The sequence below is a fragment of the Xanthomonas nasturtii genome, from assembly GCF_001660815.1.
Lineage (GTDB): Bacteria > Pseudomonadota > Gammaproteobacteria > Xanthomonadales > Xanthomonadaceae > Xanthomonas > Xanthomonas nasturtii.
Map to the genome: position 1 here is coordinate 1 of NZ_LYMI01000008.1, position 23084 is coordinate 23084.

Below are 23084 nucleotides of genomic sequence, written 5' to 3' on the forward strand. Positions count from 1 at the left end.
CACTTGCAGGTTGGTCATGCCGACATTGCCGCGCTGCCTCGGCAGACACTGTTCGATGAGAGAAAATTGTGCGGGTGTGATTTCCATGCGCAATAGTTTAACCGCTCAGATCATTAGTGTTAACAGGCTATAGATCATCCTCCGACGCCGTTGATCAGACCATCCCTAGCTCACGCGTGCGTGATACGTGGAGCGATCAGTCGCCCTGCTGCATGTGCAGCAGGGTTCTTCTTGCTGCCCTGTCACTGACCAGCCGCGTCCGCGTCGACCACACCGGGGATGGCTTTTGCGTCGGTAAAATGGCCGTGCAACGCATCCACCCCGTGCTGGGGCTTCGCTAGCGGTGTAAGGTCCTGACGGTTGGCGCGGCGTTCGGCCGTGGAGACCGACACTGCTTGATCGCGCTGATCCATCAACGGCTGCTGCAACTCGCCATCGCGATTGAACGACCATGCCAGCATCGGCTCGCCTAGCGGCAAGGCATCGCCAGGCGCGGTGCCCTTGCGCGAATGCCAGGTGTGCCAGGTCTTGCCGTAACTATTGATCTTGCTGCGCATCAATTCCTTCTCTGCGACCTGCGGCAGATTGGGAGCCGACAGCTGGCCGGAGAGAATCTCGCCGTTGTGCGGGTGCCAGAAGCTGCGCTCCTGTTCCGGCAACTGCGCAAACAACGTCGCCGAAATGATGTACTCGATACCGGTGAGGTTGGCGCGCTCGGTGTTGCCATCGTAGAGCGCGCATTGCGCGAGATCTTCATTGACCTGCTGGCAATAGTGATGCGCTTCCATCTGTTGGTCGGGCGCGTCCTTCATTGGATGGAAGCCCACCAGATAGATGTCGAGCTTGCCGACCGGGCCGCTGGGCTGCAGCACTTTTGCCCCGGCTTCCAGCACATTGGTCTTGGCGCTTTCCGGTGCGCCAGGTGGGGTTACCGAGGGCGGGCTGCGCGAACAGCTGGCACACAGGGCAAGGCCGATGAAGAATGCAGAATGTCGCATGGTAATCCAGGTCACTGTCGGTGTGCTCAAGCTAAGAGCGTCGGTGGTGGGCAGGGCGTGAGCGCTGGCTGGGCAAGACGGCGCAGCTTCACCTCGCTTGAGCATCGGGTTAATGATGTGGCCGCCATGCTGCGCGTTTGAGGACGCGAGCATCCGCCGGCACGCCATGGCAACCACTACACGCAAGATCGCTGCGTACAACGTCAACGGGATCGCCAGCCGCTTGCCGCATCTGCTCGAATGGCTCAAACGCGAGCAACCGGACATCGTGGGCTTGCAGGAATTGAAAGCAGCACAAGACGCATTTCCGGAGCAGGCCATTCGTGACGTGGGTTACGGTGTGATCTGGCAAGGCCAGCGCGCCTGGAATGGCGTTGCCTTGCTCGCACGTGGCGCCGAGCCGGTGGAGATCCGCCGTGGCCTGCCATGGGACCCCAGCGATACGCAGAGCCGCTATCTGGAAGCTGCGATTCATGGCGTGGTGGTGGCGTGCCTGTACCTGCCCAACGGCAACCCGCAGCCTGGCCCGAAGTTCGACTACAAGCTGTCGTGGTTCGAACGCCTCATCCGACATGCGAAAACCCTGGTGGACCTGCCACATCCGGTCGCGCTGATTGGCGACTTCAATGTGGTGCCTACCGATGCGGATATCTACGACCCCAAGGGCTGGCGCAAGGATGCTTTGCTGCAGCCGGAGAGCCGTGAAGCCTATCAGCGGCTGCTGGCGCAGGGCTGGACCGACAGTTTGTTGGCAGTGCACGGCGATGCGCCGATCTACACCTTCTGGGATTACTTCCGCCAGCACTTCGCGCGCGACCGTGGGTTGCGCATCGACCATCTGCTGCTCAATCGCACCCTGGCAGCCGGCTTGCAGGATGCCGGCGTGGACAAGTGGGTGCGTGCGCTTGAGAAGGCGAGCGATCATGCGCCGACGTGGATCAGCGTGCGCGTGCCGGATGCATCGGTTGATGCCGTGGTGGACGCCGAGCCTGTTGAAAAGGTGCGCCAGCCTGCAGCGGCGAAGAAGCCATCGGTACGTAAGCCATCGGGCGGGGCGACTCCCACGCCAAAGAAGGCCGCCAGGAAGGCTGTTGCCAAGACGGCGACAACTGCATCGGCAACGCCGCGCGTGCCGGCGAACAAGAAACACTGATGATCTCACGCGTACAGCTGGTGCCATCCACGCCGCCCATTTACGCCGCGCGCTTTAGATCGGCTGGCAGAACGGCTGCACGTAGCGCCATGCGGGCGCGGCCGCCGCTCGGATAATGCTAGCGAACCAGCCCGCGTAGTCGACGAATCGCATGCGTTGCAGTTGCCGAAAATGGCCTGCAACCTTGCGGCGCGTCCTGTCTACAGGCTGTTCGAGCAGCTTCAAGCGGTGTGTGCGGGCGCGAGGCGGGCTTGACTCATGCAACGCCGCATGTCGCCTTGGCAGCGCCTGTACCTGCTACGCCAGAGGCCGGTATCCTAGCCAGGTCATCCTTTGATCGGCACTTTCCTGCACATGATCAGCTATGCCGAAGCACTCGCGCTGATACACACGCACGTCGCAACGCTCACCAGCGAGTGGGTGGCGAGCGCCGATGCCGAAGGCCGGGTGCTGGCCGCCCCGTGGTCGAGCCCGGCCGAACTGCCGCCCTTCGACAACAGCGCGATGGATGGATTTGCGCTGGCAACCGCCGGTGCTGGCGCGCCGGCAGACAGCGAGCATGTGGTGAGCGGCACGGTTGCAGCGGGTCAGGATGCCGGTGCGGCCGCGACAGGTGCGGCCTGGGAGATCATGACTGGTGCCGGAGTGCCAGTGGGCGCCGATGCGGTGGTGCCGATCGAGCAGGTGCAGGTTCTCGAACACGACGGCGAGCGCCCTAGCCGCATCCGCCTGCGTCATGCGGTGCGTGCAGGCCAGCACATCCGGCGCCGCGGCGAAGACGTGCGCCTGCACGACAGCGTGATCGACGCCGGCACCGTGCTGCGCGGCGCGCATTTGATGCTGCTGGCGGGGCTGGGCTGCGCGCGCGTGCAGGTGGTGCGGCAGCCGCGCGTGGCCTTGATCGCGACCGGGCGCGAGTTGATCGGCGACGCATCACTTCCCCTGCAGCCTGGCCAGATTCGCGATGGCAGCAGCAGTTATCTGCTCAGTCAGTTGCGCGCTGCCGGTGCCGACGTGGTGTGGCGGGGGCGGGTGGGCGATGACGATGCTGCATTCGATGCGGCGCTGGCGCAGGCGCGCGACGCCGGTGCCGATCTCATCCTGAGCACCGGCGCGGTCTCGCGTGGTCGTTACGACTTCATCCCTGATGCGCTGGCACGCCACGCTGCCGAGGTGGTGTTTCACAAGGTCGCGGTGCGGCCGGGCAAGCCGGTGTTGCTGGCACGCTTTGCCGATGGCGTGTTGTATGTCGGGCTTCCGGGCAACCCGATGGCCAGTGCGGCCGGGCTGCGTTTTTTCGTGGAGCCGGCACTGCGTGGTCTGTTGGGTATGCCTGCCGAGCGCGGGCTGCATGTGGCATTGGAAACGCCGCTGCATGCGCGGCCGATCTGGCGCCAGCATCTGCGCGCACGCCTGCTGTGCAGTGCAGCCGGCATGCTGTCGGTGCAGATCCTGCCGCAGCAGGAATCCTTTCGGGTGGCGCCGTTGCTGCAGGCCAATGTCTGGGCGGTACTGGACCCGCAGGACGAAGGCGCCGCGCCGGGCACACACGCGGAAGTGTTCGGCTTGGGCCATCTGCAACCGGCCGCGCCGGCCATCGCGCCATGAACATGCCGGTGCGTGACCTGCAATTTCGAGTTGCCGCATGACGCCGGTGCAGCCGTGGACGGGGGTGGTGCTGGCCGGCGGCCGTTCGTCGCGCATGGGGCAGGACAAGGCGCTGCTGCCATGGCATGGGCGCCCGTTGCTGGAACAGATGCAGGCGCTGCTGCGTAAGGCGGGGGCGCAGCAGGTCCTGGTCAGCGGCAACCGGCCTGATTACGCCGGGATTGCCGATGCCCAGCCCGACCTGGGCCCGCTCGGCGGCCTTGCGAGCGTGCTCGCGCGCGTGCCCGATGCGATCACGCTGGTGGTGGTTCCGGTGGATATGCCGCTATTGTCGGCCGCGTTGCTGAGCAAGCTCGTAGCGCCCTCGCAGCACCGTTGTGTGGCCTTCGAGGACCAGATGCTGCCGATGTGCCTGCGCATCGACGCGGGCGTGCGTGAGGCGCTGAGCATGCTGATGGCCGGTGCTGCATCGTCACGCTCGCTGCGCGCCTTGCAGCGTTCACTGCAGTGCCATCGCGTGGCTGTCACCGCCAGCGAACGTGCCGCGTTCGTCAATTGCAATACGCCCGAACAGTGGAGTGCGCTGATTCATGAGAATCCAGATTGAAGGCCAGCAGTTGCGGTTCCGTATCGATGAAGCCGAACTGGCCGAACTACTGGCCGGGCGCACGGTCGACAATGCGAGCCGGTTGCCGAGCGGGCAGGGCGCGCGGCTGGTGCGGCATAGCGTGAGCCTCACCGGTGGCCACGCGGCATGCAATTGCGCCACCGACCACTGGCAGTTGCTGGTGCCGCGCGGCGCGCTCGAAGAGCATGCGCGGCAACTGCCCAGCCGCGACGGCTTGCGCTTCACTTTCGATGCGGGTGCCGGGCACGCCGAAACCATGGCGCTGCACGTAACCTTCGATATCGATGTGCGCGACAGTGCGCGCAAGCGATTTCCGAAAGAGTGATGTTGCATCCGGATAGCAGAGCACGGCTGCTGATGTTGCGGTGATCCAGCTGCGCAATGTTGCCAGCGTCACTAAATCTTGCGAATCGGCTGCGGGAGTTTGCGACGTGGTCATTGGCTCGGCGCCGATGAACACGCAGCGGTCAACCGCGCTCGTTGGCAGCGGAAATACCAGGCACCCGGTCGCAAGCCAGTCCGCGTGCGCGCAGCGCTGCGTCGATCGCATCTGCAGCTGCGCTGTCGTAACCTGCGCCGCTGTGCAGGGCGACCACGTGCAGGCCGTCGCTGGCCAGTTCCACGATTAGCTGTTGTTGCGCGTCGGCTGCCTGTGGCAATGCACGGCGCAAGGCGTCGCGGCGCGCAAGCTCGAGGACTGCATCGGGAATGCCTTCGTCGATCAGCAGCACGTCGGCCAGATTCATCGCGCGCAGGGCTTTCAAGGTCAGCAGGCCCGGATCGCCGGGGCCGGTGCCCACCAGTTGCACGCTGCCACGCGCCGGGATGGCGCCGGCATCGTCGAGCGCGGCACTGAACGCGGCCTCGGCCGCTTGGTCATTGCCGGCCTGCAGCAACAACGGCACGTTGCCATCGATGACGCGGTCGAACCAGCGGCGGCGCCGGTTCATGTCCGGAAACTGGCTGCGGATACGCTCACGGTAGCGTGCGAACAGCCCGGCAAAGCGGCCAACCGAGGCATCCAGTTCGCGCTCAAGCCGCTCGCGCAGACGGCGCGCCAGCATCGGCGCGGCACCGGCCGAGGAGATGGCGATGATCAGCGGGTCGCGGTCCACGATGGCGGGCACCTGGTACGTCGACAACTCGGCATCGTCCACCACATTGACCAGCCGTTGCCGCGCACCTGCGGCGGCGGCCACGCGCTGATTCAAGTCGGTGTCGTCGGTGGCGGCCACCACCAGCCACACATCGTCGATCCATGCCGGGTCGAACGCGCCACCCAGTTGCTCGAAGCGGCCGGCCTGCATCAGCACCGCAAGTTCGGGCGAAAGCGCATGGGCATACAGGCGGATATGCGCCTGGGCCTTGAGCAGGGCCAGCACCTTGCGCGTGGCGACTTCGCCGCCACCGATGACCAGGACGGCACGCCCCTGCAGATTGGCGAACAACGGGAACAACGGCATCAGACACACTCCGAAAAGATGGCTCGCACCGAATGCATGTTGCATGGCACCATCAGGCCACGTCCACGCCTCGCTGCCGCCAATGCGTGTTTTGCTGGTCAACGATACCGAAAAGCCGATCGGCCAACTGCGCCAGGCGCTGACGCGCGCCGGCTACACGGTGCTTGACGATGTGGCATCGGTCGGCGCGCTGCTGCATGCGGTGCAGAGCCAGCAGCCGGATGTGGTGGTGATCGATGTGGATTCGCCTTCGCGCGACACCCTGGAGCAGTTGTCGATGCTGCATGCGCATGCACCGCGGCCGGTGGTGATGTTTTCCGGCGATGGCGACGATGCGTTGATCCACGCCGCGGTCGGCGCAGGCGTCACCGCGTATGTGGTGGATGGCCTGGCACCGGCGCGGCTGGCGCCGATCGTGCAGGTGGCACTGGCCCGTTTTGCCCAGGAAAGCAGCATGCGCAAGCGCCTGGACGATGTGCAGCAGGCGCTGCAGGACCGTAAGCAGATCGACCGCGCCAAGGGCTTGCTGATGGAAAAACGCGGCCTGAGCGAGGCCGATGCCTATGCGGCGTTACGCCAGCAGGCGATGAAACAGGGCGTCAAGCTGGTCGAAGTGGCGCGCCGCATCGTGGCCATGGCCGATTTGTTGGGGTGAATCTATGAGCCAAGCCGAACTACCCGTGTTGCGCGTTGCCTACATGCCGTTGATCGACTGCGCGCCGTTGGTCGCAGCGCAGCGCCTGGGCCTGGACCGTGCGCACGGCCTGCAGCTGGACTTGCAGCGGCAGGCCTCCTGGGCCGGTGTGCGCGACCGTCTGCTCGCGGGCGAAGTAGAGGCAGCGCATGCCCTGGCCAGCCTGGTGTATGCGATCGATCTGGGCATTGCCGGGCCGCAGTGCCCAATGGCCTTGCTGATGACGCTCAATCACAACGGCCAGGCGATCACGCTGGCACCTGCGCTGGCGCAGGTGTTGGCAGCCGGCCGCACGCTGCCGCAGGCACTGGCCGGGCTCGGGCGTCGCGCGGTGTTCGCGCAGACCTTTCCCACTGGCACGCATGCGCTGTGGCTGTATTACTGGTTGGCCGCAGGCGGGGTGGACCCGATGCGCGATGTGGATGTGCTCAGTATTCCGCCGCCGCAGATGCCGGAGGCGCTGACTAGCGGATTGGTCGACGGCTATTGTTCCGGCGAGCCGTGGGCAGCTGTGGCCGAAGCGCACGGCAGCGGCCGGCGGGTGATCCGCAGCGGTGAGTTGTGGCCCGGCCATCCGGAAAAAGTGCTGGCATGCCGACGCGAATTCGCTGCACTGCAGCCGGAGTTGAGCGAGCGCTTGACGGCCTGCGTGCTGGAGGCCTGCCGCTGGCTGGACGCCGCGCCGGCCAACCGCGCGCAGTGTGCGCAGTGGCTGGCCGAGCCGCAGCATATCGGGGTGTCGGCGGCGCATCTGGCGGCGTGTCTTGCCGCTGTTGCTGAGGGCGAGGCTAATGCGGGTGCCAATACCATTGCGGACGACGCGACTGCGCTGGCGTTCCATCGCGGCGGTACCGTGAACATGCCCTGGCTCTCGGACGGGGAGTGGTTCCTGAGCCAGTTCCAGCGCTGGGGCTGGCATACCATTGAAGACAACGACATCGCGCGGCTCCACGACATCCATCGGCTCGACAACTATCGCCGCGCTGCCGCACGTGTAGGTGTTGCGGTGCCGGATAGCGATCATCGCAGCCATCGGTTGTTCGATGCGCCTGAGGGCGATTGACCAACGGGGTGCTCTCTGCTGTCGTGGTCAGAGATTGAGACAAGTCAGACTTGGAGCGGCGCGTCTGCGCGTTTTCTGCAGGGCCCTTGCCCGCCCACCATCGCAGGACACGCTGCAGGTACGTCCCTGTAGCTCCGGCGCGGCATCCATGCTGCTCAAGGTCCCGCGACGGTGAGCGGGCAAGGACCATTCACGATGGTCGTTGCGCATAGCTTTCAATAAGACAGCCGGCAAACTGTCTGACCCGATGATTTCGTTCTTCAATGAGGGCACCGCGCCCTCGACGCTGCACCTTTGCTGCAGGGCCCTTGCCCGCCCACCATCGCAGGACACGCCGTGAATCCGTCCCTGGAGGCTCTGGCGCGGCATCCATGCCGCTCAAGGTCCCGCGACGGTGAGCGGGCAAGGACCAGTCACGATGGTCGTTGCGTAGAGTTTTCAACAAGCACCTAGTAATGGTCTGGCGCGGCGCCCTATTTTCTTTAATAAATCACCAGCCAACTGTCTGGTGCGGTGTCCTTACCGCTCGCGGGACCGTTGGCGGCATGGATGCCGCCACCGAGCCCCCATGGATGGGTTAACGGCGTGTCCCGCGAGCGGTGAGGGCACCGCGCACTCGACGCTGCGAGACTGATTCGGTGTTTCGATCAAGCCTTTGATCCTCACAGATAAGCGTGCGATTGAGCCACAAGAGCAATAACGGATGGATAGCTTGTTTTTGGAAGTGCCAAATGCCGCGCCGTTGACTCATGCACGTTGTTGGTGCGTCGCTGCACGAAAGCCGGGAATGCTAAGCCGCGCCAGCTGCTATAGACGACATTGCAAAATCTCAGGAACCAACTAATAATCAAATACAGATCAAACACTTGCGCGCGGTGAGGCGCTGGTGAAAAACTTGGCACGCTGATTGCGTAGACCTCTCGTGCAGGTGCAACGGCGTACCTGCAACAACATGCAGACGATGCAGCGGATCAACGGCGACCCGCAGGCATCCAGGACAACGGCGTCCTTCCGGTTTACCGGAGGGGCGCCGTTTTTTTTGGCCATCGCACTCGAAGAGGTCTCTATGCAGCGCTCGTTCTGGCGATCAGGGCACACGCCCACGTTGTTCGCATCTTTCCTGTATTTCGACCTGAGCTTCATGGTGTGGTACCTGCTTGGTCCGCTGCAGGTGCCGATCGCGCAATCGCTGGGGCTGGATACGCAACAGCGTGCCTTGATGGTGGCCGTGCCGATCTTGTGCGGCGCGTTGTTGCGCTTGGTGCTGGGTATGCTGGCCGACCGCATCGGCGCCAAGCGGGCAGGCGTAGCGGCACAGCTGGCGGTGATTGCCTCGTTGTTCGGTGCATGGCAACTCGGTGTGCACAGCATGGGGCAGGTGTTGCTGCTGGGTGTGTTGCTCGGCATTGCCGGTGCTTCGTTTGCAGTGGCGCTGCCACTGGCCTCGCGCTGGTATCCACCCGAGCATCAGGGCACTGCGATGGGCATTGCAGGTGCGGGAAATTCCGGCACGGTGTTGGCTGCCTTGTTCGCACCGATGCTGGCGTTGGCATTTGGCTACCAGAACGTGTTCGGGTTGGCGTGCATCCCGTTGGTGCTCACCTTGGTCGTGTTCGTGCTGATCGCCAGGGAAGCGCCCGCCGCAGTCGCACGCAAGCAGTGGTCGGATTACGGCCGTGTGCTGGTGGGCAACCGCGATGCCTGGCGTTTCATGTTTTTCTATTCGGTGACCTTCGGTGGCTTTTCCGGGTTTGCCAGCGCATTGCCTGGGTATTTCCATGACCAGTTCGGCTTCGATGCGCGTACGGCCGGTTGGGCCACTGCCGCTTGCGTATTGGCGGGCTCGGTGATGCGGCCATTGGGCGGCGTCATCGCAGACCGTGTTGGCGGTACCCGCGCCTTGCTCACGGTGTATCTGTTGGTTGCTGCGCTGGTAGGCATCGCCGGCTTCGGCGCTGGCGGCGCGATGGTGACGCTGGCGTTGTTCGTGCTGACCTTGCTGTGCCTGGGTGCCGGCAATGGCGCTGTGTTTCAGCTGGTGCCGCAGCGATTTGCACAGGACATCGGGGTGATGACCGGCCTGATCGGCATGGCTGGCGGTATCGGTGGTTTTGCGCTTGCCGCAGGGCTGGGCGTGCTCAAACAACACACCGGCAGCTACGCGATCGGCATGTGGGTTTTCGCTGCTTTCGCACTCGGTGGCTGGGCGCTGCTGGCCGGCGTCAAAACGCAGTGGCGTAGCGAATGGTCCACCGCCGGCGCGGCCCGCGTCTGACATGTCGACAGGAATCCAGGCAATGAAGCAACCCAGACTCGTCGTCATCGGCAACGGCATGGCCGGCATCCGCACCGTGGAGGAACTGCTCAAGCTGATGCCGGGCATGTACCGCATCACCGTGTTCGGCGCCGAGCCGCATCCCAATTACAACCGCATCCTGCTCTCGCCGGTGTTGGCCGGCGAGCAGGAGTTCGACGACATCGTGCTCAACCCGTTGCAGTGGTATCAGGACAACGGCATCCACCTGCATTTGAACAAGCAAGTCACGCGCATCGATCGCGTGCGCCGCCGCGTGATTGCCGCCGATGGCACCGAAGCCGAATACGACCGCCTGTTGATCGCCACCGGCTCGCTGCCGTTCGTGCTGCCGATTCCGGGCAACGACCTGAAAGGTGTGATCGGATATCGCGATATTCAGGACACGCGCACCATGATCGACACCGCGCGGATCAAGCAGCATGCGGTGGTGATCGGTGGCGGCCTGCTGGGTCTGGAAGCAGCCAATGGGCTGAAACTGCGCGGGATGGAGGTGACGGTGGTGCACCTGGCCGGCTGGCTGCTGGAACGCCAGCTCGACCCGGTGGCCGGCAACCTGCTGCAGCAGGCACTGCGTGCGCGTGGGCTGCACTTCAAGCTGAGTACCGCCACCAGCGCGCTGCTGGGCAATGCGCAGGGCGAAGTGATCGGGGTGAAGTTTGCCGATGGCAGCGAGATTCCAGCCGACCTGGTGGTGATGGCCGCCGGCATCCGCCCCAATACACGCCTGGCCGAAGAAGCCGGCATCCATTGCTCGCGCGGCATCGTGGTCAACGACAGCCTGCAGAGTTTCGACCCGCGGGTGTACGCGGTGGGCGAGTGCGCAAATCATCGCGGCATTGCCTACGGCCTGGTGGCGCCGTTGTTCGAACAGGCCAAGGTGTGCGCGAACCATCTGGCGCAGTTCGGCATCGGCATTTATCGCGGCTCGGTCGCCTCGACCAAGCTCAAGGTCACCGGGATCGACCTGTTTTCTGCCGGCGACTTCATGGGCGGCGATGGCTGCGAAGAGATTGTGCTGTCCGACCCGGCCGGCGGCGTCTACAAGAAACTGGTGATCCGCGACGACGTGCTGGTCGGTGCGTGCCTGTATGGCGACACCAGTGATGGGGGCTGGTACTTCAAGTTGCTCAAGGACGGCACGCCGATCCAGGCGCAGCGCGATCAACTGATCTTCGGCGAAAGCGCGCTGGGCGACTCCGGCACCGGCGGCCAGGACCGCGCCAGTGCGATGTCCGAGAGCGACGAAGTGTGCGGTTGCAATGGCGTGTGCAAGGGCACCATCGTCAAAGCGATCAGCGAGCAAGGCCTGTTCACCGTCGACGAGGTGAAGAAGCACACCAAGGCGGCCAGTTCGTGCGGCTCGTGCACCGGCTTGGTCGAACAGATCCTGATGAATTGCCTGGGCTCCAACTTTCAGGAAACCTCCAAAACCAAGGCAGTGTGCGCATGCACCGACCTGAGCCATGGCGAGGTGCGGCGCGCCATCCGCGAACACAAGCTGCTCACCCATGCGCAGGCCTACGCCTTTATGGAATGGCGTACCCCCAACGGCTGCGCCACCTGCCGGCCGGCGATCAACTACTACATGTTGTCGACCTGGCCGCATGAAGCCATCGACGACCCGCAATCGCGCTTCATCAACGAGCGCGCCCACGCCAATATCCAAAAAGACGGCACGTTTTCGGTGATTCCGCAGATGAAGGGCGGGGTGACCAATGCCGGCGAGTTGCGCCGTATTGCCGATGTTGCCGACAAGTATGCGGTGCCGATGGTCAAGGTGACCGGCGGCCAGCGCATCGATCTGCTCGGGGTCAAGAAAGAAGACCTGGTGGATGTGTGGCGCGATCTGGGCATGCCGTCGGGCCACGCCTACGGCAAGTCGATCCGCACGGTGAAGACCTGTGTGGGCAGCGAATTCTGCCGCTTCGGCACGCAGAACAGCACGCAGATGGGCATCGATCTGGAAACCATGCTGGCCAATATGTGGAGCCCGCACAAGGTGAAGCTGGCGGTCTCCGGCTGCCCGCGCAATTGCGCCGAATCCGGCATCAAGGACGTAGGCATCATCGCGGTGGATTCGGGCTGGGAGCTGCATGTCGGCGGCAACGGCGGCATCAAGACCGAGGTGGCGCGTTTCCTGGTCAAGGTGGCCACCGCCGACGAAGTGCGCGAATACACCGGCGCGTTTTTGCAGTTGTATCGCGAGCAGGCCTATTACCTGGATCGCACGGTGCACTACATCGCACGCGTGGGTCTGGATTACATCCGTGCGCAGGTGGTGGACGACGCCGCAAACCGGCGTGCGCTGTACGAGCGGCTGCTGTACTCGCTGGAAGGTCTGGTCGACCCATGGAAGGCGCGCATTGCCGGCGAGCGCCGGCAGGAATACCAACCGCTGCGCATCGCCGCGCCGGCCGCCACGGTGGAGGAATGAGCATGCACAAGCCAAACGCCTGGGTGCGTGTATGCGCCCTGCAGGAACTGCCGACGCTGGGCGCGCGCGTGCTGGAGATCGAGGGCATTGCCCCGATTGCGCTGTTCCGTACCGCCAGCGACCAGGTATTCGCGCTGCGCGACCGGTGCCCGCACAAGGGCGGGCCGTTGTCGCAAGGGATAGTGGCTGGCGACACCGTGACCTGCCCGTTGCATGGCTGGGCAATTGCGCTGCAGAGCGGGCAGGCGTATGCGCCGGATGTAGGCTGCGCGCCGCGCTACCCGGTGAAGGTGGAAGCCGATGCGGTGTGGATCGTACTGCAGCCGGTAGAGCAGGACGATGCCGTGACCGAGCCGGCAACATGAGCGAAGGCCTTCAGCCACCGACGGCAGGGCCGATGCATCGCATCACGCGCTCGACCTGCTGTTATTGCGGTGTGGGTTGCGGCGTGCTGATTCACAGCACGCACGATGTCGATGGCGAACGCATCGTCGGCATCGAAGGCGACCCGCTGCATCCTGCAAATTACGGCCGTCTGTGCAGCAAGGGTCTGGCGTTGCCGCAGACCGTCGCAAGCACGCAGGGGCGCGTTCTTGCGCCGGAGCTGCGCCGGCATCGGCAGGCGCAGCGTGCGGCGGTGAGCTGGGATCAGGCGCTCAGCCACGTGAGCCGCAAGCTGGCGGCGATCATCGAAGAACACGGCCCCGATGCGGTGGCGTTCTATCTCTCCGGCCAGTTGTTGACCGAAGACTATTACGTGTTCAACAAGCTCGCCAAAGGCCTGATCGGCACCAACAACATCGACACCAACTCGCGCCTGTGCATGTCCAGCGCGGTCACCGGCTACAAGCTCGCCTTGGGCGCCGACGGCCCACCCACCTGTTACGAAGATCTGGAGTTGGCGCACACCGTGCTGTTTGCCGGCAGCAACATGGCGTATGCGCATCCGGTGCTGTTCCGCCGGCTGGAAGAGGCGCGTGCACGCAACCCCGACATCCGTTGGATCGTGATCGATCCGCGGCGCACCGACACCGCGGCCATGGCCGATCTGCACCTAGCCATCGAACCCGGTACCGACGTCGCATTGTTCAACGGCATGCTGCATCACCTGATCTGGGAGGGTCTGGTGGATGCGCATTTTGTTGCGGCGCATACCGAAGCGTTCGATGCCCTCAAGCAGATGCTGCGCGAGTACACCCCGCGCATGAGCGCCGAGATCTGCGGCATCTCGCATGAGGACCTGGTGCAGGCGGCCGAGTGGTTCGGGCGCAGCCCTGCAGCCTTGTCGCTGTACTGCATGGGCTTGAATCAGTCCGCGCATGGCACCGACAAGAACCTGGCGTTGATCAACCTGCATCTGGCCACCGGCCAGATCGGCAAGCCGGGCGCGGGCCCGTTTTCGCTGACCGGCCAGCCCAATGCGATGGGTGGGCGCGAGGTGGGCGGCATGGCGACGATGCTGGCGGCGCATCGCGAGATCGGCAATGCCGACGACCGCGCCGAACTGGAACGGTTGTGGGGCGTGCCGGCGGGACGCATTTCGCCCATTGCCGGGACACCGGCCGTGCAATTGTTCGAGCGCCTGCGTGCAGGCACGCTCAAGGCAGTGTGGATCGTGTGCACCAACCCCGTGCATTCGATGCCGGAGGTTGCCGGCATCCGCGCCGCGCTGGAACAGGCCGAACTGGTGATCGTGCAGGATGCGTTTTCCGGCACCGACACCGTGCCGTATGCCGATGTGCTGTTGCCGGCCGCCAGCTGGGGCGAGAAGGACGGCACGGTGACCAACTCCGAGCGGCGCATCACCCGCGTGCGCAAGGCTGTCGAGCCGCCCGGGCAGGCACGTGCGGATTGGTGGATTGCCAACGAAGTGGCGCGTCGTCTGGAAGCGCGCCTGGCCCCAGCGAGCGGGCAGGGCTTGTTCGCCTTCGACACCACAGCGCAGATTTTCGACGAGCATCGCGCCCTTACGGTTGGGCGCGATCTGGATATCGGCGGCCTGGATTACGCACTGCTGGATCACGGGCCGCAGCAATGGCCGTTTCCGGCGGGTGGCACGCAAGGGCAGGCGCGGCGTTACACCGATGGTGTGTTCGCACATGGCAACGGACGTGCGCGCTTCCACGTCACGCCGTATCGCAAGGTGGCCGAAGCCACTTCCGCGCGATTTCCGATGCGGTTGCTGACTGGTCGCCTGCGCGATCAATGGCACGGCATGTCGCGCAGCGGTCGAGTGGCGGCCGCATTCGCGCACAGCCCCGAGCCGGCGCTGCGCATGCACCCGGACGATGCTGCGCGGCGTGGGCTGGTGGCCGGTGAATTGATGCAGATTGCGAGCAAACGCGGCGCGTTGGTGCTGCCGCTGGAACTGTCGGACGAATTGCGCTCAGGCACCGTATTTGCGGCGATGCATTGGAGCGGGCAGAGTCTGTCCAGCGGCGGTATCAACGAGGTCAGCACGCCGGCAGTGGATGCCCGCTCGCACCAGCCCGAGCTCAAGCACGCCGCCGTGCGGGTGGAAAAGGCCGTGTTCGGCTGGCATCTGTTGGCGGCGCGGCGCGGCGATGCAATCGCCTTGCAGCAGGCGTTGCAGCCGTTGCTGCGCGACTGCGGTTACGCCTCGCTGCGCCTGCATGCAGAGCCGCCGGACGCTACCAACCGCGATGCGGGCGGGCAGTGGGCGGTGCTGCATGCAGCCTGCGAACATGCGCCCGAGGCCGCATGGATCGATCGGCTGATTGCCGCGTTGCAACTGCCCGCCGGTACGGACGTGCTGGAATATCGCGATCTGCGTCGCGGGCTGATGCGCCGTGTCGGCTGGCGCACGCAACACGGCCATGACTACATCGACGGCGTTCTGCTCAGCGCCGCGCAGCCCAGCGAAGCCAACCGATCGCTGCTCACCACCGCACTTGCCGGCAGGCCCTGGCGCGGTGCGCGGCTGTCGGTGTTCGCGCAAACCCGCAGCACGCCCAGCGACCCGATCGTGTGCACCTGCATGCATGTGTCGGCCACCGCGATTCACGCCGCCATCGACGACGGCGCCGATGTCGCGCAGCTCAAGCAACGCCTGGGCTGCGGCACCGTGTGCGGCTCCTGCGTGCCGCAACTCGCCCGGCTGTGCCGGCAAACACGGCTTGCATGAGCGCAGCCTTTCCCTGAGCGCACTTTCCCTCCACACACTGCGAGATCCCTCATGTCAGTCACACTTTCCTGCGCGCGTGATGTGGTGTTGTTGTCCGCCGGCCCCGGCGATCTGGAATTGCTCACCATCAAGGCGGTGAAGGCGCTGGCGTCGGCACAGGTGCTGCTGCTGGACGATCTGGCCAACTCGCAGATCGTCGAACTAGCACCGCAGGCACGCGTGATCCGGGTCGGCAAGCGCGGTGGATGCCGTTCCACGCCGCAAGAGTTCATCTGCCGGTTGATGCGGCGCTACGCATTGCAGGGCCTGCGCGTGGTGCGCGTCAAAGGGGGCGATGCGCTGCTGTTTGGCCGCGCTGGCGAAGAGATCGGCTTCCTGCGCCGTGCAGGTGTCGGCGTGCAGGTGATCAACGGCGTGAGCGCGGCATTCGCGGCGGCGGCGGCGCTGGAAGTGTCGCTGACCCATCGCAGCCACTGCCATGGCATCACCTTCGTCACTGCGCACACGCGCGACCATGGCGAGCCGAACTGGGGCGCGCTGGCGGCCAGCGGAACCACGCTGGGCATCTACATGGGGCTGCGCCGCGCAGATGCCCTGGCCCGCGCATTGCTCGCGCATTTGCCGGCCAGCACGCCGGCCGCCATCGTACAGGCGGCAACGCGACCGGAGCAGCAACGTCGCCTCACCACCCTGGGCGAACTCGGGATGACAGCCAGTGCACTGTTGCCGGGTCTGCCGACCTTGTTGTTGGTGGGAGACGCCTTGTCCGAGGCCGCTGCTGCATGCGACGACCGCCATGCTGCGGTGGTAGAGCAGGCGGTGGGTTGAAAGTGGCAGAGCAACCTGTGCAGCAGTAAAACAGCTGAGGTACGGACGGCCAGCGATCCGCGACGGCGCTGTTTGACCGCGTCCACGGCGAGAGGCCGAGCGGTTTGCCGGGGTCAACGCCGCGCGCGTGGCGATGGGCCTGGCACGGCAGGCGCCCGGCAACGGTCTGGCGCCCGATGCCGGTGATCAGGGGCATGCCCAACTCCTCGACGGACTTGCGGCAGCCTTCAAGGCGAGCCTGGGGGTGTTTTCCGTAGGGCTAACCGATCGCCGCGGTGGTCGGCAACGGTGCGGATGGTCGGGAAAGGTCAGGTGCTGTGGCGACGATTCACGGCCATTGCGTCTGCAGGCTCACCTCGCCGCGCTTCGGTTGCTTACACGACCCGCACCACCGACGACGCTTGGTAGCGCTACCCATTCAAGAGGTGGTGCCGCGCATCCGGTGCAGTGAAGGTGTGCAAGATTTGCACAGCGAGCGCAGCCGTTTTTTCCTGCATCCAGTTGCACTGCACCACGGCGCACGCCTTTCCGGGTTGGCACGAATGTTGCGGTAAGCCTATTACCCAGGCGTAACCGAAGCATCGAGAGGAGGCACAGTGGAAGACGCACAGAACAGTACTCGTAGCCGGCGCGGCTTTGCCGCATTGGATCCGGAAAAGCGTCGTGTGCTGGCAAGCAGCGGCGGCAAAGCTGCACATGCCAGCGGCAATGCGCACGAATTTACCAGCGACGAAGCACGCGAAGCGGGTCGCAAGGGCGGCCAGGCCGTGAGCCGCGACCGCGATCACATGTCGCGGATCGGCAGCAAGGGTGGGCGTTCCAAGCAGGCCAAGCCGCAGGAAGAATCCGCGTAATCCAGTCGTCGGTACGCCTCAGGCGTGCCGATCCTGGCGACCGTGGCCAAGGGGCGCAACGCGATTGCAGCGTGGCGCCCCTGTTTTTTAGGCGTAAACGCACCCGAGACTGACACGCTGCGCGACGCAATCGATTGCAGGTCATTGCGGTCGGTCCTCCCGAACGGAGCAGGGTGAGTACTTGGACGATGAATGTGTGCTTGCTGTGCAACGCATCAAGCGCAAGCAGGAAATTTTTGCAGCCTGCTTGAAGACCGACATCGATTGCAGGGAAAAATTTCACTGTTCTCGCAAGACCGCTTCGCACGGCTGCAGAATTGCCGGCTGCCCGGATCCGTTGCACCGGGCCGCCGTTGCGTGACGCGTCCGCAATCGCTGCGGCGCCTCGATGCACCCCGACCTCTGACGTGAAGGCGAAAGATGCGACGCGCGCCATGCGCGTTGCGGATCACGAAAGATCACAGTAGCCGCTGCATCTTCATGTGGCCTGTGGATGACCGATCCATCACGCGCTGTCCGAGACTCCGCTACGCCGCATTGGCACACGCTGCCGGTGCCTGTTCACTCGTTTGCAGAACGTGCCGCTCACGCATTTGCCACCGGGTCGGAAGGCCGGAAGTGTCAATGTCGTGTAGACGACGCACGCCTCATTCACCTAAAACAGCCGCGTCTTTCATGCATGGCCTTGCAGGCTGGATGCATTGCAGACACACAGGAGAACCGGCATGGCAGAACCCCAAGAAAATTTGATGGACTGGTTGCGCGACGCACACGCGATGGAGCAGCAGGCAGAGCAGATGCTCAAGGCCCAGGCCGCGCGCATCGAGCATTACCCGCAGCTCAAGGCACGCATCGAGCAGCATCTGGAGGAGACTCTAGGTCAACAGCGTCTGGTCGAATCGTGTATCGAACGGCTGGGTGGCTCGCCGTCGGTCATCAAGGACACCATGGGCAAGATGGCTGCGTTCGGCCAGGCCATGGGGGGCATGACCACCTCCGACGAAATCGTCAAGGGTGCGATGGCCAGCTATGTGTTCGAGAACCTGGAGATCGCGACTTACACCGCCTTGCTGGGTGCCGCCAGGACGGTGGGCGATGTCGAGACGCAGCGCGTGTGCGAGCAGATATTGCCGCAGGAGCAGGCCATGGCCGACTGGCTGCTGGCCCATCTGCCGGAGCTGACCGAAGAGTTCCTGGTGCGCGACGCCACCCCGGGTGTCACTGCGAAGAAGTGACCACCACCGCCTTGGAGCGGCCAACAGAACGACTGCGCAGTCACCAGACACGCGCGGGCGGTGCTTGAATCGGCATGTACCATTCGTGCAATGCACGCTCCTGCACGCTGCCGCAATTGCTTGCCACGTTCTGTCGGCCGCTCTCAGGCACGTTATACCGGCCCCGCTTTGCGGGGCTTTTTGTTTCTGCGCGCAGTGCGCTTACCCTTGAGGCTTTCCTGGCACTGGGTTCCGCAATGACGACCAACGCAACCTATCCGATCGGCACGCCCGGGCAACCCTGGGGCGAGCCGGAGCGCAGCGCCTGGCGCGCGCGCCAGTTGCAGCAGCGCAGCTATGCCGACGATGTCGTGCAGCAAATCGAGGCCTTGGATGCGCGCTATCAGCGTGTGCACTACGGAGCCATCGACCACACACCAACCGATTACCCGCTGCTCGCGCTGCGTAGCGCGCCTTGGAATGAAAGCCTGCCGTGCGTGCTGGTGACCGGCGGCGTGCACGGTTACGAAACCAGCGGCGTACAAGGCGCGCTGCAGTTCCTGCAACAGCGTGCCGCCGACGATGCCGGCAGATGCAACCTGCTGGTCGCACCGTGCATCAACCCATGGGGCTACGAGCGCATTCAGCGCTGGAATGCCGCGGCAGTGGATCCAAACCGTGCGTTCCGCACCAACAGCCCTGCCGAAGAGTCGGCCGCGCTGATGCGGCTGGTGGCTGCAACCACGGGCCGGATGCTGCTGCACATCGATCTGCACGAAACCACCGATAGCGATGAGAGCGAGTTTCGCCCCGCCCTGGCGGCACGCGACGGTGCGGCGTTTGTTTCGGGCCGCATTCCCGATGGATTTTATCTGGTCGGCGATAGCGAAGACCCGCAACCGGCCTTCCAGCAGGCGGTGATCGCGGCGGTGGCGCAGGTGACGCATATCGCGCCCGCCGACGCGGACGGGCAGCTCATCGGCGCACCGGTGGTGGGCCATGGCGTCATCAACTACCCGGTGCGGCGCTTGGGCTTGTGCGCCGGTGTCACCGATGCGCGGTACCGCACCACCACCGAGGTCTACCCGGACAGTCCAAGTGCCACTCCGGAACAATGCAATGCCGCGCAGGTAGCGGCAATTTGCGCGGCAATCGACTATGCCTTGGCGCACGGTTGAGGGCAGGGCGCGTGGAAGTAGTGAACCAGTGCTGCGCAGTGTCCAGTGCACGTGGCACCTCGCCACGCGCCCGGCCTGAGTCTCTTGGCGCGCGCTTGATCGCTAGCGGTGCGCATGCCATCAAGCTCGGCAGTGAGTCAGTGCGTGAGCGGGCGGATGTCCATCAACGCATGCCGGCATGCATGCAAGCTTGCAGGTGCAACGCCTACACTACTGCAGCCATGAATCGCAGGAGCGCGGTCGATGCACGATGATGCAGTCAATGGCATACGCAGGCGGGTGATCGGTAGCATGGCCGGGATGGCGCTCAGTGGGCGCGCGTTCGCACAACACGCCAAACAGGAGAAAGCGATGACGCAGGACAGCGGCTGGCACGGCGGCACCTGGCTCAACCGGCCGAAGACGCTGCATGTCGAGGGCGATACGCTGGATGTGGTTACCGATCAGGCAACCGATTTCTGGCGCAAGACGCACTACGGCTTCATCCGCGACAGTGGGCATTTTCTCGGCATCAACGCTGGCCCACGCTTCACCGCGCAGCTGCGTGTGCGCGCCCAGTACGAAGCGCTGTACGACCAGGCCGGCATCATGGTGCGTGTGGACGAGCAACACTGGGTCAAGGCCGGGATCGAACTCAGCGACGGGCGGGCGATGCTCAGCAGTGTGCTGACCAACCCGGTCTCGGACTGGGCCACGGGCCCGTACGAAGCAGACCACAAGGATTTTTGGATCCGCGCAACGGTTGCCGATGGCGTGCTGCGCTTGCAGGTCTCTGCCGACGGCCGCAGCTGGCCGCTGGTCAGGCTGTGCCCGTTCCCGGTGGCACGCGAGTGTCTGGTCGGGCCGATGTGCTGTACGCCGGAACGCGCCGGGTTGAAAGTGCGTTTCTCGGACTGGGCGCTGACTGCGCCACTCGGCAAAGACCTGCACGATCTCAGTTGAGCGATCTGGCCGGCGCCGTGCGCGCTCGCTGTCGAGTGACAGATAGCCAGGACATCCCAGCGGTGGGCCGCGCCAGCATGCCGACACGCTGGCGCGGTGCAGCGTGTTCAACGACCGGCACCGCCGCTCTCGCTCAGAACAGACGCTGCAGCGCTGAGGTCGCCTGGACATAAGCGGCCACCAGCTGCGCCTCCATCGGTTTGCAGAGCAAGTAGCCCTGCGCTTCGTCGCATCCCCAGCTACGCAACAAGGCGATTTCGTCGGCATGCTCGATGCCTTCGGCGACGGTGCGGTACCCAAGTGCGTTGGCCAGGCGTACCACCGCTTCGGCACGCACCTGCATGCCGGCCTTGGTGGCGATGCCGGTCACCAGCGAGCGGTCCAGCTTGAGCACATTGACCGGCAACTCGGTGAGGTAACCGAAATTGCTGTAGCCGGTGCCGAAATCGTCGATGGCCACGCTCACGCCCGCGTCGCGCAATGCGCGCAGCCGCGGTACTGCCTCGACATTGCTGCGCAGCCAGCGGCCTTCGGTGATTTCCAGCTCGATACGTGTGGTGGGAATCGCCAGATCCCTGCAGCGGTTGATCACATCCGCAGCAAGATTGATGTTGCCGAAATCGCGCGACGACAGGTTGATGGAGATGGAAAAATCCAGCCCCTGCGCGCGCCACTGCGCCAGCTGCAGCAGCGCGTTTTCGATCACCCAGTTGGTGACCGTGCACATCAGGGCGGTCTTTTCGAACAGCGGGATGAACTCGTCCGGGCCGATCGGGCCGAGACTTGCGTGATGCCAACGCAACAGCGCCTCGAAGCCGATGACCGAGAGGTCCTGAAGGTCGATGCGTGGCTGGTAGACCAGGCGAAAATCGCCAGCCTCCAATGCTTGCTCGGCATCCAGTGCCAGCCGGTAAGAGCGCTGGATCGCATCGTCATGCGAGGCGTTGTACCAGCACACGATGGCGTGATTGTTGATGGCATCGCCCAGCGCCACCAGGCCCTTGCGCATCACATCGTTGGTGTCCGGCTGCTGCGGCGCAAAGCGCACCACACCGGCATGAAATGTCAGCGACATCGGCACGCCGGCGGCGTCCACCGGCTTGTGCAGCATGTCGCGCAGATCCAGTAGCAGGTCTTCCATTTCATCCGGTGCGGAATTGAGCAGAAAAAACGCAAAGCGCATCGAGGCCACGTGGTACACGGTGGCCTTGCCGCGCAATGCACGCGTCAGCACGTAGCTGGCATGGCGAATCAATTCTTCCAGCGGCTGCATGCCCAGCGCCTGCCGCGCTTCGTTGGCGGCCTGGGTGTCGTAGACCTCAATAAACGCGGCAATGGTGGGCACGCAATGGCTGCCGAAGGCGAGGGCGTCCAGATCCGATTGCAGCTGCCGCGCGTTCAGCAGCCCGCTATGCGGTTCGCGCCTGCCTGCACCGAACTGCAGTTCAAGCTGCGCCGCCGCCACATTGGCGAACATCAGCAGTTGCTGGTGCTCCTGGCTTGCCAACCGGCGCTCGCGGGTGTCGATCACGCACAACATGCCGCCAATACCGGTTTGCGGCGCACCCACCGGCACGCAAGCGATGAAGCGCGCCGGTAGGCCGGGAAAGGCGGCGTCGCCGAGTTGGATCGGCGCCAGCGCAGCATGTTCGATCAATTCAGCCACGCCGTTGAGCGCAGCCGGCACTTGTTGGCACAACGCAATTGCCTGCTCGACATGACTGCTGCTGATGCCGCGCGCGGCCAGTACACGCAGGCGGCCGCCTTCGGTGATCGTCAACGCAGCAGCCGGCGCCACCAGCGCGTGGCAGAGCAGCCGCGCAATCTGCTCCAGCGGCTCCATACCACCAAGATCGATCGGCACGCCCGACCAGTCGAAGTGGCGATCTTGCGGTTTGTGGTCCAGGGCAAGCGTCATGTCATCAGGGTCCGGGTCGAAGATCACACACTGCACCGCTACTAGAAACAAACCGAAGTCATCGATAGGTGACGAGACCTGCACCGCGTGCGCGCTGCTTGGTAGCCGCGACGTTTATCTAGAGCGGCTAACAAAACTATTGCGCTCACCACGATGCGGGTGCACCCGGCACTCGGAATCTTTATGTCACTCCTTCTCCAGTCCGGTTCTCCAAGCCGGTTCCCCCGGTGCTGTCCGCACCCGCCTGAAGACTGCTCGCGATGTTTTGCTAGTCGCCCTTACAACACGTGCGCGGCACTAGCGGTCCCGACAATAAATCGCGCTGTTGCGCTTGCGACATACAAATACCGCACCCTGCCGGCCGGTGTCGATGTGGGTAGTGGTTTTAATGCTGAAAGCGAGCTCATACAGAGGTGAAAGCATTGGGAGAACTATTTACTTCCCGCGGCGCAACAAATTTTATTGAAAACGTTTGTGATAACTCAGTTCGCGGACAGACGCCAGATAGCGCATCAGCCTGCTTTGAATATTCCAGCCTCATCCAGTGGAATTTCTTGAAAATACGCGATAAATCCCGCTTTTTTTTGTGATGCATGCCGTGCAAGACGTGTGCGCAACTGCGGATGAGCCGGCAAGCATACATTAGC

19 protein-coding genes are annotated in these 23084 nt (G+C 64.2%); 15 read left to right on the forward strand and 4 right to left on the reverse strand.

The window, feature by feature from the left end; all coding sequences use genetic code 11:
- Positions 1–242: 242 nt before the first annotated feature.
- Positions 243–1013 carry an OBAP family protein gene (locus A7D16_RS03790; RefSeq protein WP_064629991.1) on the reverse strand — a complete coding sequence of 257 codons (771 nt, stop codon included), beginning with the start codon at positions 1011–1013 and terminating at the stop codon, positions 243–245.
- Between the two features lie 151 nt (positions 1014–1164).
- Between A7D16_RS03790 and xth the strand changes: the two genes are divergently transcribed.
- Complete coding sequence (gene xth, locus A7D16_RS03795; RefSeq protein WP_064629992.1) at positions 1165–2151, forward strand: exodeoxyribonuclease III; 987 nt, start codon at positions 1165–1167, stop codon at positions 2149–2151.
- Positions 2152–2205: 54 nt separating this feature from the next.
- On the opposite strand, the gene A7D16_RS23450 is transcribed toward xth, so the two are convergent.
- Positions 2206–2376 carry a hypothetical protein gene (locus tag A7D16_RS23450; protein WP_161945016.1) on the reverse strand — a complete coding sequence of 57 codons (171 nt, stop codon included), beginning with the start codon at positions 2374–2376 and terminating at the stop codon, positions 2206–2208.
- Positions 2377–2484: 108 nt separating this feature from the next.
- Between A7D16_RS23450 and A7D16_RS03800 the strand changes: the two genes are divergently transcribed.
- Genes A7D16_RS03800 through A7D16_RS03810 form a run of 3 tightly spaced genes read left to right on the forward strand, consistent with a single transcriptional unit; the run spans position 2485 to position 4712 of the window.
- Positions 2485–3759, forward strand: coding sequence for a molybdopterin molybdotransferase MoeA (locus A7D16_RS03800; protein ID WP_193395433.1), 1275 nt, complete (start codon positions 2485–2487; stop codon positions 3757–3759).
- Positions 3760–3796: 37 nt separating this feature from the next.
- Entirely contained in the window at positions 3797–4366 is a 570-nt protein-coding gene (mobA, locus tag A7D16_RS03805; protein WP_064629994.1) for a molybdenum cofactor guanylyltransferase, read from the forward strand.
- On the forward strand, positions 4350–4712 hold the full coding sequence (locus tag A7D16_RS03810; protein WP_064629996.1) for a hypothetical protein: 363 nt from the start codon (positions 4350–4352) through the stop codon (positions 4710–4712). The genes mobA and A7D16_RS03810 overlap by 17 nt, the downstream gene beginning before the upstream one ends.
- A gap of 142 nt (positions 4713–4854) precedes the next feature.
- On the opposite strand, the gene A7D16_RS03815 is transcribed toward A7D16_RS03810, so the two are convergent.
- Positions 4855–5850 carry an NAD(P)-dependent oxidoreductase gene (locus tag A7D16_RS03815; protein ID WP_064629998.1) on the reverse strand — a complete coding sequence of 332 codons (996 nt, stop codon included), beginning with the start codon at positions 5848–5850 and terminating at the stop codon, positions 4855–4857.
- A gap of 82 nt (positions 5851–5932) precedes the next feature.
- On the opposite strand from A7D16_RS03815, the gene A7D16_RS03820 reads away from it, so the two are divergent.
- From A7D16_RS03820 to A7D16_RS03870, 11 genes are all read left to right on the forward strand, one after another.
- Entirely contained in the window at positions 5933–6505 is a 573-nt protein-coding gene (locus A7D16_RS03820) for an ANTAR domain-containing response regulator (RefSeq protein WP_064629999.1), read from the forward strand.
- 4 nt (positions 6506–6509) lie between these two features.
- The gene (locus A7D16_RS03825) at positions 6510–7607 is read left to right on the forward strand and encodes a CmpA/NrtA family ABC transporter substrate-binding protein (protein ID WP_064630001.1); all 1098 of its coding nucleotides are present in this window, start codon (positions 6510–6512) and stop codon (positions 7605–7607) included.
- Positions 7608–8712: 1105 nt separating this feature from the next.
- Entirely contained in the window at positions 8713–9882 is a 1170-nt protein-coding gene (locus tag A7D16_RS03830; RefSeq protein ID WP_193395434.1) for a nitrate/nitrite transporter, read from the forward strand.
- A gap of 58 nt (positions 9883–9940) precedes the next feature.
- Positions 9941–12358, forward strand: coding sequence for a nitrite reductase large subunit NirB (gene nirB / locus A7D16_RS03835; protein WP_239686943.1), 2418 nt, complete (start codon positions 9941–9943; stop codon positions 12356–12358).
- Positions 12355–12723, forward strand: coding sequence for a nitrite reductase small subunit NirD (gene nirD / locus A7D16_RS03840; protein WP_082925718.1), 369 nt, complete (start codon positions 12355–12357; stop codon positions 12721–12723). Before nirB ends, nirD begins: the two co-directional genes overlap by 4 nt.
- Complete coding sequence (locus A7D16_RS03845; protein WP_064630005.1) at positions 12720–15503, forward strand: nitrate reductase; 2784 nt, start codon at positions 12720–12722, stop codon at positions 15501–15503. Before nirD ends, A7D16_RS03845 begins: the two co-directional genes overlap by 4 nt.
- 81 nt (positions 15504–15584) lie before the next feature.
- A complete protein-coding gene (cobA, locus tag A7D16_RS03850) occupies positions 15585–16331 on the forward strand; it encodes a uroporphyrinogen-III C-methyltransferase (RefSeq protein WP_193395435.1) in 747 nt (248 codons plus the stop codon).
- Positions 16332–16927: 596 nt separating this feature from the next.
- The gene (locus A7D16_RS03855; protein ID WP_064630009.1) at positions 16928–17185 is read left to right on the forward strand and encodes a KGG domain-containing protein; all 258 of its coding nucleotides are present in this window, start codon (positions 16928–16930) and stop codon (positions 17183–17185) included.
- A gap of 725 nt (positions 17186–17910) precedes the next feature.
- Complete coding sequence (locus A7D16_RS03860; RefSeq protein ID WP_064630011.1) at positions 17911–18420, forward strand: ferritin-like domain-containing protein; 510 nt, start codon at positions 17911–17913, stop codon at positions 18418–18420.
- Between the two features lie 236 nt (positions 18421–18656).
- Positions 18657–19577, forward strand: coding sequence for a M14 family metallopeptidase (locus A7D16_RS03865; RefSeq protein ID WP_064630013.1), 921 nt, complete (start codon positions 18657–18659; stop codon positions 19575–19577).
- 243 nt (positions 19578–19820) lie between these two features.
- Positions 19821–20519 carry a DUF1349 domain-containing protein gene (locus tag A7D16_RS03870; protein WP_064630015.1) on the forward strand — a complete coding sequence of 233 codons (699 nt, stop codon included), beginning with the start codon at positions 19821–19823 and terminating at the stop codon, positions 20517–20519.
- A 133-nt stretch (positions 20520–20652) separates the two neighbouring features.
- Here A7D16_RS03870 and A7D16_RS03875 read toward each other — a convergent pair whose 3' ends face one another.
- The gene (locus A7D16_RS03875) at positions 20653–22464 is read right to left on the reverse strand and encodes an EAL domain-containing protein (protein ID WP_064630017.1); all 1812 of its coding nucleotides are present in this window, start codon (positions 22462–22464) and stop codon (positions 20653–20655) included.
- Between the last annotated feature and the right edge of the window lie 620 nt (positions 22465–23084).

Bases quoted from the DNA above. Each gene is read 5' to 3' on its own strand.
- xth (WP_064629992.1), top strand. From the start codon at position 1,165: ATGGCAACCACTACACGCAAGATCGCTGCGTACAACGTCAACGGGATC.
- mobA (WP_064629994.1), top strand. From the start codon at position 3,797: ATGACGCCGGTGCAGCCGTGGACGGGGGTGGTGCTGGCCGGCGGCCGT.
- A7D16_RS03810 (WP_064629996.1), top strand. From the start codon at position 4,350: ATGAGAATCCAGATTGAAGGCCAGCAGTTGCGGTTCCGTATCGATGAA.
- A7D16_RS03815 (WP_064629998.1), bottom strand. From the start codon at position 5,850: ATGCCGTTGTTCCCGTTGTTCGCCAATCTGCAGGGGCGTGCCGTCCTG.
- A7D16_RS03820 (WP_064629999.1), top strand. From the start codon at position 5,933: ATGCGTGTTTTGCTGGTCAACGATACCGAAAAGCCGATCGGCCAACTG.
- A7D16_RS03825 (WP_064630001.1), top strand. From the start codon at position 6,510: ATGAGCCAAGCCGAACTACCCGTGTTGCGCGTTGCCTACATGCCGTTG.
- nirB (WP_239686943.1), top strand. From the start codon at position 9,941: ATGGCCGGCATCCGCACCGTGGAGGAACTGCTCAAGCTGATGCCGGGC.
- nirD (WP_082925718.1), top strand. From the start codon at position 12,355: ATGAGCATGCACAAGCCAAACGCCTGGGTGCGTGTATGCGCCCTGCAG.
- A7D16_RS03845 (WP_064630005.1), top strand. From the start codon at position 12,720: ATGAGCGAAGGCCTTCAGCCACCGACGGCAGGGCCGATGCATCGCATC.
- A7D16_RS03860 (WP_064630011.1), top strand. From the start codon at position 17,911: ATGGCAGAACCCCAAGAAAATTTGATGGACTGGTTGCGCGACGCACAC.
- A7D16_RS03865 (WP_064630013.1), top strand. From the start codon at position 18,657: ATGACGACCAACGCAACCTATCCGATCGGCACGCCCGGGCAACCCTGG.
- A7D16_RS03870 (WP_064630015.1), top strand. From the start codon at position 19,821: ATGCACGATGATGCAGTCAATGGCATACGCAGGCGGGTGATCGGTAGC.